Source organism: Streptomyces sp. NBC_01433 (assembly GCF_026340105.1).
Taxonomy (GTDB): Bacteria; Actinomycetota; Actinomycetes; order Streptomycetales; family Streptomycetaceae; genus Streptomyces.
Genome location: NZ_JAPEPM010000001.1, coordinates 1887013 through 1901574 on the forward strand (window position 1 = coordinate 1887013; position 14562 = coordinate 1901574).

The 14562-nt window shown below is 72.8% G+C and carries 11 protein-coding genes and 1 pseudogene; 1 reads left to right on the forward strand and 11 read right to left on the reverse strand.

Annotated elements, in window-relative coordinates; genetic code table 11:
- Positions 1-187: 187 nt before the first annotated feature.
- The 11 genes and pseudogenes from OG413_RS08465 to OG413_RS08515 form a co-directional block, all read right to left on the reverse strand.
- Complete coding sequence (locus OG413_RS08465) at positions 188-1816, reverse strand: DoxX family membrane protein (RefSeq protein ID WP_266803960.1); 1629 nt, start codon at positions 1814-1816, stop codon at positions 188-190.
- A gap of 302 nt (positions 1817-2118) precedes the next feature.
- A complete protein-coding gene (gene rlmB, locus OG413_RS08470) occupies positions 2119-3075 on the reverse strand; it encodes a 23S rRNA (guanosine(2251)-2'-O)-methyltransferase RlmB (protein ID WP_266803961.1) in 957 nt (318 codons plus the stop codon).
- A gap of 107 nt (positions 3076-3182) precedes the next feature.
- Entirely contained in the window at positions 3183-4583 is a 1401-nt protein-coding gene (gene cysS, locus OG413_RS08475) for a cysteine--tRNA ligase (protein ID WP_266803963.1), read from the reverse strand.
- Between the two features lie 281 nt (positions 4584-4864).
- On the reverse strand, positions 4865-5269 hold the full coding sequence (locus OG413_RS08480; protein ID WP_266803965.1) for a PPOX class F420-dependent oxidoreductase: 405 nt from the start codon (positions 5267-5269) through the stop codon (positions 4865-4867).
- Between the two features lie 60 nt (positions 5270-5329).
- The gene (locus OG413_RS08485; protein WP_266803967.1) at positions 5330-6613 is read right to left on the reverse strand and encodes an MFS transporter; all 1284 of its coding nucleotides are present in this window, start codon (positions 6611-6613) and stop codon (positions 5330-5332) included.
- 71 nt (positions 6614-6684) lie between these two features.
- Positions 6685-8448 carry an ABC transporter permease subunit gene (locus tag OG413_RS08490; protein WP_266803969.1) on the reverse strand — a complete coding sequence of 588 codons (1764 nt, stop codon included), beginning with the start codon at positions 8446-8448 and terminating at the stop codon, positions 6685-6687.
- A gap of 4 nt (positions 8449-8452) precedes the next feature.
- Positions 8453-9979, reverse strand: coding sequence for an ABC transporter substrate-binding protein (locus tag OG413_RS08495; protein ID WP_266803971.1), 1527 nt, complete (start codon positions 9977-9979; stop codon positions 8453-8455).
- Positions 9980-10101: 122 nt separating this feature from the next.
- A pseudogene (locus OG413_RS08500) lies at positions 10102-10626 on the reverse strand (GNAT family N-acetyltransferase); the annotation flags it as partial.
- A gap of 245 nt (positions 10627-10871) precedes the next feature.
- Positions 10872-11399, reverse strand: coding sequence for a 2-C-methyl-D-erythritol 2,4-cyclodiphosphate synthase (ispF, locus tag OG413_RS08505; RefSeq protein WP_266803972.1), 528 nt, complete (start codon positions 11397-11399; stop codon positions 10872-10874).
- Positions 11389-12153 (reverse strand): 2-C-methyl-D-erythritol 4-phosphate cytidylyltransferase, encoded by a 765-nt coding sequence (gene ispD, locus OG413_RS08510; protein WP_266803973.1) that lies wholly within the window; start codon positions 12151-12153, stop codon positions 11389-11391. The genes ispF and ispD overlap by 11 nt, the downstream gene beginning before the upstream one ends.
- A 587-nt stretch (positions 12154-12740) precedes the next feature.
- Complete coding sequence (locus OG413_RS08515; RefSeq protein ID WP_003953493.1) at positions 12741-13223, reverse strand: CarD family transcriptional regulator; 483 nt, start codon at positions 13221-13223, stop codon at positions 12741-12743.
- A gap of 664 nt (positions 13224-13887) precedes the next feature.
- Between OG413_RS08515 and OG413_RS08520 the strand changes: the two genes are divergently transcribed.
- A complete protein-coding gene (locus OG413_RS08520; RefSeq protein WP_266803974.1) occupies positions 13888-14562 on the forward strand; it encodes a DUF461 domain-containing protein in 675 nt (224 codons plus the stop codon).

Below are 14562 nucleotides of genomic sequence, written 5' to 3' on the forward strand. Positions count from 1 at the left end.
TCGCGCCGGAAGCGGGAGCGGGGAGCGGGAGGCCGCGGGGCGGGAAGCGGACGGACCGGTACCGGCGCGGACTTGGGAGCCCGGAAACGGAAGCAGCACGTCAGAGGGGGCGGGCACCGGAATCGGTGCCCGCCCCCTTCGTACGTCCCGCCGCTCTTCGTACGTGCGGTCCGTTCTCCCTGTCGGCTCAGCCGAGCAGTCCGCCGATCGGGTTCCGGCCGCCGCCGCCGGAGCCGCCGCCGCTGTCGCCGCCCGTCGAGCCGCTGCCGCCGCTGTCCGAGCCACCGCCCGTGGAGCCGCCGCCGTCGGTGCCGCCGGAGGACGTCGGGCCCGCGCTGGTGGACGGGAGCTGCTGCGGGGTCGTCTGCCGCGGGGGCTGCTGGCCCGTGCCCTGGGTCTGGCTGGGCTGGGTGCCCGCCCCCGAGGCGCTCCCGGATTCGCGGACGGTGTCCGTGCCGGGCGTCGACTCCTTGCTGGACGGGGTCGTGGCGACGCCGGAGCGGGAGGGCTCGGGGCGTCGGCCGTCCGGGGTGCGGGACGCCTGTCGCTCGCCGGTGGATTCGCCGGGGAGTGGCATGCCGGGGAGCTGGTTGGTCGGGTTGTCGTGGGGGCCCGGGACGGTGACGACCTCGGTGGAGCGGACGGCCCCACCGAGCATGGAGCCGATCAGCAGCGTGAGGCCGACGACCACGGTGGCGACCACGGTGCCGCGCCGCAGCACGCGACGGCGCAGGTCCCAGATCTCGGAGCGCGGGCCGAGCCGGCGCCATGCCTCTCCGGCGAGCCGCGCGTCCACGGAGTAGACGGGCGCGCCCGCGATGATCAGGGGGCTCCAGGCGGCCAGCATGATGATGTCGGGTGCGTCGTAGACGGCGACGGTGCGCCAGCTGACCGTGACCAGGAGAGCCGCGGAGAGCAGCGCGCCCACGGAGGCGCCGACGCGCTGCCAGAGGCCGAGCACGGTGAGGACGCCGACGACGACCTGGAGGAAGGCGACGGTCAGACCGGCGCCGACGGGGTGGGAGAGGGCGAAGTCGCGCAGGGGCTCGGCCAGCGCCCAGGGGTGCAGCGAGGTCAGCCACTTGACCATGGAGCCGCGCTCGCCGCCGTCGAAGTAGACGGGGTCGCACAGCTTGCCCATGCCGGCGTAGATGGAGATGAAGCCGAGCAGGACGCGCATCGGGAGCAGCACGACCCCCAGGTTCATCCGGCGGCCGGGGTAATAGGCGTGCTTGACCGGGTCGTTGCCGTGGCGGCGGTCCCTGGCGGCGGGGCTCTCGTCGTACTCCTCGTCGTCGCCTCCGGGCCCGTCGGGCCCGATGTCGACCGGGTCGTACGCCCCGACGGCCTGCCGCATGGGCGGGAGCAGCGGCCCGTTGCCGCGTCCGGGCTGGTGCGGTGCGGTCAGCACGGGGTTGGGCTGGGTCTCTTCGAGGCGCGGGATGACCTGCGTCCCGACGGCTCCGCGGCCGTCCTCGTACTCACCGCCGAGGCCGCCGGGCCCGCCGGGCCGGCCGTCGAGCTGTCCGGCGGTGGAGTTGCGTACGGCCTGGAGGAGGCCGGTCGCGCCCGGGTCGCCGGGGGCCGATCTGCCGCTCCAGACGACAGGCGCCCGCCTGCGGCCGCCGGAGCCGCTCATGGCGGGGACGCGGGCCGTGCCCACGGGGGCACCGCGCAGCCGTGCGCGCTGGCCCGGGGCGAGCTGCACCCGGAAGCTGGCGTGGTTGACGATGACCTGCGCGGGGTCGCTGTCCACCTTGGTCATGCTCAGGGCGGGTTGCTCGTCGAACCGAGGCGTTCTGGTGTCCACACTCATCTAACCGAGTGACGTGTGGATAGGACACTGCTTTGACGGGCCCGATGTGTCCGAGACCCGTCAAGATCAGGCCAAACTCGGGCATCTAGGAACTGTGTTCGGTGCTCGCGAGCGTCAACTGACCCGGATGTCACACCCGTTACCGCCCGCTACCGCCCGCTACCACCCGCGCGAACACCGCCCGCCCCTACCGCGCGCTCGTTCCGTGCGCCCCGCGCTCCTCGTGCGACGGGGAGCGCGGGGCGCACGGAACGAGCGGGGCGCACGAGGCGCACGACGAGCGCGGGCGGCGCACCCGGGGCTTACGCGCGGCGGCGCGCCACCTCGTACAGCACGATGCCGGCCGCGACACCGGCGTTCAGCGACTCGGCGCCGCCCGGCATCGAGATCCGGACCCGGTAGTCGCAGGTCTCGCCGACGAGGCGGCCCAGACCCTTGCCCTCGCTGCCGATGACGATGACGACCGGACCGGCCAGCTGCTCCAGGTCCTCGACCGTGTGCTCGCCGTCCGCCGCCAGGCCCACGACGGTGAGACCCGCCTTCTGGTAGCCCTCCAGGGCGCGGGTCAGGTTGGTGACGCGGGAGACCGGAGTACGGGCGGCCGTACCGGCCGAGGACTTCCACGCACCGGCGGTCATCCCGGCCGCGCGTCGCTCGGGGACGACCACACCGTGGCCGCCGAACGCGGAGACGGAGCGGACGATCGCACCGAGGTTGCGCGGGTCGGTGACGCCGTCGAGGGCGACGATCAGCGGGTCCTCGTTGTTGTCGTACGCGGCGGCGGTGAGGTCCTCCGGGTGCGCGTACTCGTACGGCGGGACCTGGAGGACGAGACCCTGGTGGTTCAGGCCGTTCGTCATCCGGTCGAGCTCGGGGCGCGGGGCCTCCATCAGGTTGATGTTGCCGCGCTCACCCGCGAGCTTGAGGCAGTCGCGGACCCGCTCGTCGTTGTCGATGTACTGCTGGACGTACAGGGTGACCGCGGGCACACCGTCGCGCAGGGCCTCGTAGACCGGGTTGCGGCCGACCACCATCTCCGAGGTGCCCTTGACGCCACCGCGCCGGGGCGCGGGGCGGCGGGCCGCGGCGTGCTTGGCCTGGGCGTTGGCGACCCGGTTCTTCTTGTGTCCCTTGCGGGCGGAGGCGGGCGGCGTGGGTCCCTTGCCTTCGAGACCACGGCGTCGCTGGCCACCGCTGCCGACCTGCATGCCCTTCTTGTTGGACGTGCGGCGGTTCCTGCGCTGGCTGTTCCCGGCCATGACCTACCTGTTTCGTTGCTTCAGAAGTACGTACGTAATGAAAGTGTGCCGCCCGGACGGCCGGGCGGCACATTTGCGCCGGTCAGGCCGGTGCCAAGAGGTGGTGTTCAGCGCGGTCCGAGCGTCCATCGGGGGCCGCTGGGGCTGTCCTCGATGACGAGACCGGACTGGTTGAGCTGGTCGCGGATGGCGTCGGCGGCGGCCCAGTCCTTGCGGGCGCGCGCCGACTGGCGCTGGTCGAGGACGAGGCGTACGAGCGTGTCGACGACACCGTGCAGGTCCTCGCCGCGGTCGGTCTCGCCCGCCCAGTGCGGGTCGAGCGGGTCGAGGCCGAGGACGCCGAGCATGGCCCGGACCTCGGCGAGGCGGGCGACGGCGGCTTCCTTGTCGTCGGCGGCGAGGGCGGAATTGCCCTGCCGGACCGTGGTGTGGACGATCGCGAGGGCCTGCGGGACGCCCAGGTCGTCGTCCATCGCCTCGGCGAAGGCGGGCGGCACCTCGGAGGCGGCGGGTACGGTCTCCCCCGCCTTCTCGGTGACGCGCTGCACGAAGCCCTCGATCCGCGCGAACGCGGACTCCGCCTCGCGCAGTGCCTCCTCGCTGTACTCGATCATCGACCGGTAGTGCGGGGTGCCGAGGTAGTAGCGCAGCACGATGGGGCGCCAGGCCTTGACCATCTCGCTGACCAGCACGGAGTTGCCGAGCGACTTCGACATCTTCTCGCCGGACATGGTGACCCAGCCGTTGTGCACCCAGTACTTCGCGAACTCGTCGCCGAAGGCCTTGGCCTGTGCGATCTCGTTCTCGTGGTGCGGGAAGATCAGGTCGATGCCGCCGCCGTGGATGTCGAAGGCGGCGCCGAGGTACTTGTGCGCCATGGCGGAGCACTCCAGGTGCCAGCCGGGACGGCCGCGGCCCCACGGGGTCGGCCAGCTGGGCTCGCCCGGCTTGACGGCCTTCCACATGGCGAAGTCGCGCTGGTCGCGCTTGCCGGTCTCACCGTCGCCGGTGGGCTGGCGCAGGTCGTCCAGCTCCTGGTTGGACAGCTCCAGATAGCCGGGGAAGGACCGCACGTCGAAGTAGACGTTGCCGTCCGCCGCGTAGGCGTGGCCGCGCTCGATGAGGCCGCGCATCATCTCGACCATTTCGGTGATGTGGCCGGTGGCGCGCGGTTCGTACGTGGGCGGCAGGCAGCCGAGCGCGTCGTATCCGTCGTTGAACGCGCGCTCGTTCTCGTAGCCGATCGACCACCAGGGGCGGCCCTGTTCGGCCGACTTGTTGATGATCTTGTCGTCGATGTCGGTGACGTTCCGGATGAACGTGACGTCATAGCCGCGGTAGGCGAACCAGCGGCGCATGATGTCGAAGTTCAGACCGGACCGGATATGCCCGATGTGCGGGGCTGCCTGGACAGTGGCGCCGCAGAGGTAGATCGAGACACAGCCCGCTGTGAGCGGGACGAAGTCACGGATCTGCCGGGCGCTGGTGTCATACAGGCGAATAGTCACGCCTCAAGGGTAGTAGGCCAACACCAGTGCCCCGCGACCCCTTGGGGATCGCGGGGACAACTTTCTGATATTGGGATGTGCGGTGGCGGGCCGCGTGGGGTACGGGGCCGGGGTCCCGGAGTCCGTCGGACCGGGGCTCGGAGTCCGTCGGACCGGGGCTCGGAAGCGACCGGACCGGGGTCCCGGAGGCAGCCCGAGCAGGGCCCGGAAGCGACCGGACCGGGGTCGCGGAGGCAGCCGGACCCCGGGGTCCCGGACTCCGTCCGCCCCCGCCCCCCGTCTCAGAGGCGCCCGACGACCTTGCGCGGGGTGATCCGCACGACCACGCGGGCGGCGTCGTCGGCCGAGCTCGGGTTGAACTCCGCGTACTCCTTGCCGGTGTACTTCAACGCCAGCTCGTTGATCAGCTCCTGGCCGCCATCGGTGGTCAGGGTCGCGGTGCCGCGGATCTCCGCGTACGCGTACGGGTTGTCGGCGGGCTGCACGACCACGGTGACGCGCGGGTCGCGGCGCAGGTTCTGCTCCTTGCGGCGGTCCAGGGTGGTCGAGATCAGGACGTCGTCGCCGTCCCGCTTCACCCAGACGGGAGAGACCTGCGGGCTGCCGTCGGGCTGAATGGTGGCGATGGTGACGAAAACGGGCGTGTCGAGCACGTTCTTGAGGTTCTCGGAGAGTGCGGCGGTCATGGCGTACGTCCTCCTGTTACCGGCGGGCTGTCGGAATCGCTCCTACCCGCCAACCACGCGTCAGCCCCGCTGCTTCCCGATCCGGCCCGCCGGAAGGGTGAATGCCAGCGCGGCGCCGGTCAGCGGGACGGCGGCGAGGACCGTCCACAGCACCGGTCCGGGCGCACCGAGGAGCGCGCCCGTGGCCGCGCTGCCGCCGAGGACCGCGAGCCCGGAGACGGAGGACAGCGCTCCGGTGGCGAGGCCGAGCTGCCGGTCGTCGACGAGATCGGGGACCATCCCGCGGGCGGCGGGCACCAGCAGCATCTGGCCGAGCGTGAGCAGGACGACCAGTACGGCACCGGGCAGCAGCCCGGCGGGCCCGCCCGGCGTCAGCGGCACGGCGGCGAATCCCGCGGCGACGGTCACCAGCCCGGCGACGAGCGCGGTGCGCGGGGCGATCCGGTGCGCGGACCAGCGGGTCAGGGGCAGCTGCGCGGCGACGACGAGGAGCGAGGAGAGCGCGAAGAGCCAGCCGAGGGCCGCCTGTGAGCCGGTGGCGCGTTCCACCTCGGCGGGCAGCGAGAGGTAGAGCTGGTTGTACGCGACGAGGTAGCTGCTGTACGCGAGGCACAGGACGAGGAAGGGCCGGTGGGTGAGGACCGCTCCCCAGGACCGGCGGGGTTCGGCCGTCCGGGTGACGGGAGCCCGGCGCGGCATGAGGCGGGCGTGTCCGGCGAGTACGGCGACGAAGACGAGAGCCCCGGCCAGGCAGGCGGCCCGGAAGCCGCCGCCGAGCAGCAGGAGCAGTGAGCCGAGGAGGGGCCCGAGGAAGGCTCCGGCCTGTCCGGCGGCGGAGAACACGGCCAGCACCTGGGCGCGCGGGGTGCCGGTGGCGGCCTCGTGCCGGACCGCCTCGCGGGCGGTCTCCGACTCGACGGCGGGCGAGAAGAGCGCGGCGGCGAAGCCGATGAGGAGGACGGCGGCGATCACGGTCGCGGTGGACCCGGCGAACGCGAGCCAGCCGAACCCGGCGATGCGCAGGACGCAGCCGGCCAGGACCACGGGCCGGGGGCCGTAGCGGTCGGTGAGCGCTCCGCCGACGACGAAGAGGCCCTGTTGGCTGAAGGTACGCAGACCGAGGACGAGCCCGACGAGCCAGCCGGCCATGCCGAGACCGCTGCCGAGGTGGGTGGCGAGGTAGGGCAGGACGGCGTAGAAGCCGATGTTGAAGGCGAACTGGGTGCCGGTGAGCAGGCGGAGGTAGGGCGTGTGCCGGGCGCGGGCTGCTCCCGAGGCGCGGGCGGGGGCTGCCTTCGAGGCGCGGGCGCGGGCTGCTCCCGGGGCGGAGGGTGAAAGCCCCATGGCCCCGGCGTCCTCGGTCGCCGGGTCGGCCGGACTTCCTGCGGGCCCGCGGGCGCGTCCCCGCGGCTCCGTCACTTCGGGACCGCCGGGGTCCGGCCCCGTACCGCCGGATTCCGGCCCCGTACCGCCGGATTCCGGCCCCGTACCGCCGCCGAGGTCAGTACCGCGAGGGCACCGAGGAGGGCGAGGGCGGCGGCGGGGGCGAGGACGGACCAGGGGGCCCGTTCCGCGTACGGCATGTTCTCGGACAGCATCCGGCCCCACTCCGGTGCCGGTGCCTGGGTGCCGAGGCCGAGGAAGCCGAGGGAGGCGAGGGCCAGCGCGACGGCCGGAACGCGCAGGACGGCGTGCCGGACGACCGGGGGCAACACGCCGGGCAGCACGTGGCGGCGCAGCCGGTGCCATCGGCCGGCCCCGAGGGCGACGGCCACGGCGACGTGCGGGGCGGCGCGTTCCTGCGCGTACAAGGCGGAGGTGTGGGCGGCGAGCGGGGCCCAGGCGACGGCGGCGACGGCCGCGGCGGCGCCCCAGGGGCCGGGGCCCGCGATGCCCGCGACGACGAGTCCGGCGAGGACGGCGGGCAGGGCGTTGGCGGTCTCGGTGAGCGCTCCGGCGCGCATGGCTCCGAGGGCCAGGCCCAGCACCAGGGTGACGGCGCCGACGGCGAGGGCGGTGAGGACCGTACGGGCCGCGCCGTGGCCGAGGCGGGCGAGGACGTCGCGGCCGAGGGAGTCGGTGCCCAGGGGGTGCGCGGCGGACGGGGCGGCGAGGCGGGCCGCGGCGTCGACGTGGAGGGGGTCGCGCAGCAGGCCCGCGACGGTCACCGCGACGAGGAGCACGGCCAGCAGCACGGCGGCCGAGGTGATCAGGCGGCTCGTGGGCAGCGGCGGGCGGACGAGCGCGGGCAGGGCGCCGTCGGCCAGGGCCCGGCCGAGCAGGGCGCGGGAGGCGAGGCGGGCGGCCAGCCCGGCCGCGACGCCCAGCAGGAGCAGGGTCAGGACGCACGCCTGGAGGACCGGCAGGTCCTGGGCGAGGGCGGCACCCAGCGCCGTGCCGCCGAGCCCCGGAATGGCGTACAGAGTCTCCACCGCGACGGCGCCGCCGGTGAGCCCGACGGCGATCAGGCCGACCTGGGGCAGCAGACCCGGCAGCGTACGGCCCAGGGCGTGACGGGCGACGCGGCGTCCGGGCAGGCCGCCCGCGGTCGCGGCGCGGGCCCACGGTTCGGCGAACGCGGCGGGCAGCGCGTCGTCCAGCAGCCGCCCCAGGAGCGCGCCCGCCGGGACGCCCATGGCGAGCGCGGGCAGGATGACCTGGTCCGGGGCGCCCCAGCCGAGCGCCGGGAGCCAGCCGAGCTGCACGGCGACGACGGTGGCCAGCACGGCGGCGATGAGGAACTCCGGCAGCGCCGCGAGCACGGCGGCGCCGACCCCGGCACGCTCCCGGTCGATCCGGCGGGCCGCCCCGCGCCGCAGGGTGCCCGCGCTGAGGGCGAGGGCGAGGACCGCGGCGACGGCGAGCGAGACGCCCATCAGGGTGAGGGAGACGCCGAGCGCGGACGTCACGTCGGGGGCGACGGGCTGTCCGGAGACCCAGGACTCGCCGAGGTCGCCGTGGAGCAGCCCGCCGAACCAGCCGCCGAGCACGTGCGGGGGTCCGCCGTCGAGCCCGGTCTCGGCGCGGATCGCGTCGAGGGTCTCGGGGGTGGGCGGCCGGTCGGCGTACCGGGCGTGCAGGATCGTCAGCGCCGGGTCGGTTCGGGTCAGCCGGGGCAGCAGCCCGATGACGGCGACGACGGCCAGGAGGGTGCCCAGCCGCCCCGCGAGGTACTTCACGCGGTCACCCGACGCGGGTGTCGGCGGTGATGAGGGTGCGTTCCATCGGGTCCAGCGCGACGCCTTCGACGCGGCCGTCGTCGTACCCCTGGACGAAGCGTTCATGGACGAGCGGTACGAGGGCGTCGGCGCCGAGGATGCGGGCCTCGGCGGTCATCTCGGCCCGGTGGCGGGCGTCGGTGTCCGCGAGGGAGGCGGCCTTGTCCACGGCGGCGTCGACGCGCTTGTCGCAGAGCTGGGAGATGTTGAAGCTGCCGTCGCAGGTGAAGTCGGAGGCGAGGTAGGAGACCGGGTCGGCGGTGTCGAGCAGGGTGTTGCGGGCCTGGATGAAGGCGTCGTACTTCCCGCCGAGCGCGTCGGCCTCCATCTGCGCGTAGTCGCGGACGACCTGCTTGACGGTGAAGCCGCGCTTCTCCAGCTGCTGCTGGACGATGGTGGCGACCTCGGGGAGTTCGGGCCGGTTGGTGTACGTGGCGAGGACGATCTGCCCGGTCTTCGCGACCTCGGCCCGGCCGGCGGCCTTCGCCCGGTCCGTGGGCGCGGTGCGGTCGGCGGCGGCCCACGGGACGCCGGGGCCCAGGAGCCCCCGCGCGGTGTCGGCGCGGCCCTCGTAGACGCCCTTGACCAGGGCCTTCGAGTCGATGGCCTCGCGGGCGGCGGCGCGCATCGCCGGGTCGGCGAAGACACCGCGCGCGGTGTTGAGGGAGAGGCCGTTGGTACGGGCGGAGGGGAACGCGTGGACGAGGGATTCGCCGAGGAGCGAGGCCTGCGAGATCGGTACGTACTCGGCGACGTCCACCGCCTTCGTACGCAGCGCGTTGGCGCGGGCGGTGCCGTCGGCGACGAATGTCACGTCGACACCGGGGGCCTTGGCCCGGTGACCCCAGTAGGTGTCGTTGCGCTCCAGCGTGGCGCTGACCGCGCCGTTGACCTCGGCCAGGGTGAAGGGGCCGGTGGCGTGCCCGGCGGGGTCGACCCTGCCGCCCTTGTAGGCGCCCGCCGACAGGATCGTCAGGGACGGGTTGGCCAGCCGCTGGGGCAGCAGCGGGTCGGGGTCCGCCGTCGTGATCCGTACGGTGTGCGCGTCCGGCGCCGAGGCGGTGAGCCGGGTGTCGCTGAGGACACGGGGCTTGGGCGAGGCCGCCTGGGCGGCGTTCAGGGACCGCACCACGGCGGCCGGGTCGACCGCGGTGCCGTCCTGGAATTCGGCGTCGCGGAGCGTGAACGTCCACGCGTTGTCGCTGTCCCGCTTCCAGGACGCGGCGAGGGCGGGCTTCGCCTCGCCGTTCTTGTCCAGGGTGGTCAGGCCCTCGATGACGGCGAGCCTGCTGAGGGTGACCGCGTCGTCCCCGTACGGCGACATGGCCTGGGCGGGCGGGAAGGCCATGACGACCCGGAGCCGCTGCCCGCCCCCGGACGCGCCGGAGCCGTCCGGCGAACCGCCGGAGCAGGCGGTGGCGAGCGGGACCAGGAGGGCTGCCGCGGACAGGGCCAGCGGCAGCCTGGAGCGACGGAGTCGGGGCGTGGGCATGGCAGCGACCTTACATGAAAATGATTGTCACCTAACTGGCGGGGGTGACGTCTCCGGGGGGGGACGTCACCGGGGGATGCCGCGGAACGGGACGCCCCTGGGAGGGACGCCCCGGAGAGCACGGGCATCGGCAGTTCGAAGTGGACGATGCCCTGGCCGCCGCCCGGCAGCTCGCGCTCGTCGCACACCTCGTGGGCGAGCGAGCGCCAGAACGGCTCGGCACCGGGCACGGCCGGATCGGTGTGCAGGTAGAGCGAGGTGTAGCCGCCCGCCCGCGCCGCGAACAGGCCCAGCTCACGCACCAGCAGCCGGGCCAGCCCGTGCCTGCGGTGCCCGGGGCGCACATAGATCCGGCAGAGCTGGGCGGTGGAACCGGACGGGAAACGGTCCGCGACCCACTGCGGATTGGGCGGCGCCTGCGGCCCCCGGTCGCGCACGGCACCGGTGGCGACGATCTCGCCGTCGCGCTCGACGACCAGCAGGGTGCGGCGGTCGGGGCTCAGATAGGCGGTACCGGGGTCGATGATGTCGCCGTGCCAGCGGGGTACGTAACCGGACTTGAGGTCTCCGTAGACGGTGTCGAGCATCACGGCCCTGGCCCCGTCGAGATCCTCCGCCGTGGCGGTCCGCAGGACGTAGCCGTCCATGCCGGTCGTCGCCGTACCGGCCGTCACCGTGGTCGCGCTCACCACCGGGCCCTCACTCCCACCTCGTACGGCACATCGCTCGCCGAACGGCGCATCGCCTGCCGTACACATCTCGCCCGCCGTACACATCGCTTGCCGTACCAGCGTACGTGCAAGCGATGTGCAACAAGGGGCGGGCCCGGGAGGACCGGCAGGTCAGGCGGGTGCCGAGCGGTGCGCGAACAGGTCCCGGCCGGGCGGACCGGTCATCCCACCCGGTAGACCAGCGCGGTGGCGATCCCGGCGATGCCTTCGCCGCGCCCGGTGAAACCGAGCCCGTCGGAGGTCGCGGCGGAGAGCGAGACGGGGGCGCCCGCGGCGGCGGACAGCACCTTCTGCGCCTCGTCGCGCCGCTTGCCGATCTTCGGCCGTACGCCGACGACCTGGACGGCCACATTGCCGATCTCGAAGCCCTCGGACCGGACGATCCGGGCCGCCTCGGTGAGCAGCGTGACACCGGAGGCGCCGGACCACTCGGGGCGTCCGGTGCCGAAGTGCTGCCCGAGGTCGCCGAGGCCGGCGGCCGAGAAGAGCGCGTTGCAGGCGGCGTGCGCGACGACGTCGGCGTCGGAGTGCCCGGCGAGACCGGGGCCCTCGCCCTCCCACTTCAGGCCCGCGCACCACAGCTCGCGGCCCTCTTCGAAGGCGTGGATGTCGGTCCCGATCCCGACGAGCGGAATGACGAGCGGAATCGCGGGGGCCGCGGGCGCACCCGCGGGATTCTCAGAAGCCATCGTTCGCCCTCCGGCGTGCGAGTACCGCCTCGGCCAGCAGCAGATCGAGCGGCCGGGTCACCTTGAATGCCTCTTCGTGCCCGGGAACGACGACGACCGGCGCCCCGAGCTGTTCCACCATGCCCGCGTCGTCGGTCGCGCCCTCGCCGTCGACGGCGACCGTCGCGTGCGCCCGCACCAGCGTGTCCCGGTCGAAACCCTGCGGCGTCTGCACGGCACGCAGCCTGGCGCGTACGGGGGTCGAGAGCACCGGCTCCGGCTCCCCCGGCCCTCCGGGCTCGACCTCCTTCACGGTGTCGGCGAGCGGCAGCGCGGGGACGACGGCGGGCGCCCCGTCGCGTACGGCCTCGATCACCGCGTCGACCGTGTCGACCGGGACCAGCGGCCGGGCCGCGTCATGGACCAGCACGACGGAGATGTCCTCGGGCAGCGCGGCGAGGCCGAGCCCCACGGACTGCTGCCGGGTGTCCCCGCCCGGCACCACCAGGTAGTCGGTGCGCTCGGGCAGGGCGTGCTCGTCGAGCAGGTTCTTGACCTCGGGCGCGCCGTCGGGCGGCGCGACGACGACGACCAGGGAGACGGCACGGGAGGCGGCCATCGCCCGGACCGCGTGGATCAGGATGGGTGTACCGCTGAGCGCGCGGAGCGCCTTGGGCGCCCCCGGGCCGAGCCGCACGCCCCGGCCGGCCGCGGGAATCACCGCGGCGGTGCGGTGCGGACGCGATTCGTCAGGCGGCGGTGACATCGGTGACATCGGTTGCACTCCGAAGCTTTGGCAGGTTTGTTTCCACGGCCGACATGGGTATGGCCCCAGCGAGCCGGGCGTGACGACCTGACTTGATCCGGGCCCCCTTCCGTGACACCCGGTCGAGTCGGTCGCCGTGCGGCTCGGGGTCGGCTACTGGGGGACGGTAGCCGGGAACAACTGACGGGGGCGGATCAAGCGCAGGCTTTACCTATGACATGGCTGAATTGAGCGGTATCGGTTTGGCCGAAAAGGAAAGTCGCGCACCTGCATGAACGTCCGGTACGCGCGACGTCATGGGTTCCGCGAACGTCACCAGCCCCGTGAGCAGCACGTTCCCGGAATACGCACCGGTAACCGAGCCCGTGCGGTCGCCACATCCATACGCGTAACTCCATACACGTAACCGCGTCCGAACATGCCTCAGTGCCCGGCGACGCAGCGTAAATACGGCTGGTCAGCGGGCACCGCGACACACTCTTACGATCGGCATGACCCGATCCGGTTCAGTCCGAGACGTTCCAGTCCGAACCGCTTCGATCCGAACGGTTTCGATCCGAACGGTTTCGGTCCGGGCCGATTCGGTCCGGACCGATTCAGGACGCGAGGACCTCGTCGAGCAGCGCCTCGGCCTTGTCCTCGTTCGTGTTCTCCGCGAGTGCGAGCTCGCTCACCAGGATCTGGCGGGCCTTGGCGAGCATGCGCTTTTCACCTGCGGAGAGACCGCGCTCACGCTCACGGCGCCACAGGTCACGCACCACTTCGGCGACCTTGATGACATCGCCGGAGGCGAGCTTCTCAAGATTTGCCTTGTAACGACGGGACCAGTTCGTCGGCTCTTCGGCGTACGGCGCGCGCAGCACCTCGAAGACCCGGTCCAGCCCGTCCTGCCCGACCACGTCGCGCACGCCCACGAACTCCGCATTGTCCGCCGGCACACGAACCGTCAAGTCGCCCTGGGCGACCTTGAGCACCAAGTAGGTCTTGTCCACGCCTTTGATCTGGCGAGTTTCGATAGCCTCGATCAGCGCGGCCCCGTGATGGGGATAGACCACGGTGTCGCCAACCTTGAACGTCATGTGACAGGTACCCCTTCCGTGGCTATCCAGAGTAACACGAGAACCGCATCTCCTGAATGGCGTTTTCGCAGGTCAGGGCATATCTCGGGGCTTGACAACAGCAACACGAACGTGCTGCGGAAGGCTTCCGGAAGCCGGTATTCGCAGGTCGGAGCCACTGTGCGGGCACGGCGAAACGCGCGCGTCACCCCTGCCGCAACCCCTCCAGAAGGGGCCGAACGTCCCGTTTTGCCGGATTCCAGATGGTGAACTTTCCGTACTCCGTTCGGAGATCGATCACCCGTACGGAGGTAAGAGCCGAGGGCCAATGAATTTGATCAACGGCCCTCCTGATCGCGGATTATGCGTAAGGAATACGCCAAGGTCCGGGAAATTGATCACCCCCGTAATGTGAACGAACTGCGAATCCACGTCGGCGGGTCGCACTGGTGCCGGGCAGGTCGGAGCGGTGCCGGACGGGTCGCGGCGTGAGGCGGTGAGCCGTAGGGGGCGGGTCGCGGCGTGAGGCGGTGAGCCGTAGGGGGCGGGTCGGGTGCGGGGCGGCGGCGGCGGCTCGGTAGCCTGACCTCGCTGACACACACTTAGGGCGGCTTTACGTCGCCCGTCCTTGCCGTCCGCAGAGTCCGAAGCCCGCAGACCGAACGTTCAAGGAGTTGCCGCCGCCGTGAGCCGCAGCCTTCGACACGGCGCTCTCGCCGCCACTGCCATCGTGTTCTCGATCGCCTCGATGTCCGCCTGCAGCGCGGGCAACGACGCGCAGACGCTCCAGATCAGGCCCGACAACGCGGCCACCTCGGTCGGCACCATCAAGGTCCAGAACGTCAACGTCATCACGCAGCCCGAGCCCGGCGCCGAGGGTCCGGCCGTGGTCAGCGCGACGCTGTTCAACGACGGCACCAAGCGCGAGGTCCTGGAGGCCATCACGCTGCCGGGCTCCAACGCCCAGGTGAAGCTGCACGCCGCCAAGGGCAAGGGCCCGGTCGTGGTCCCGGCCGGCGGCCGGGTCGTCATCGGTGGCCAGGGCAACGCCGCCGCCGTGATCGAGAACGGCCACGAGGCCACCCGGAACGGCGACGTCCAGCGGGTCGTCTTCAAGCTCAGCCGGACCGGCGACATCGGGCTCGGCGCCGGCGTCGTCCCGGCGACCAGCTTCTTCAAGGGCTTCGGCCCGAGCTCGCTGCCCGCGACGCCGTCGCCGAAGCCGACGGGGACGGCCTCCGACGGGACCACCCCGGCCCCGGGAGAGTCGGCGGACTCCGCGACCTCCGGCACGCAGTCGGACGCCACGACCGGCAACGCTGGCGACGCGGCCTCCACCACGCAGTCCGCGGAGCACTGA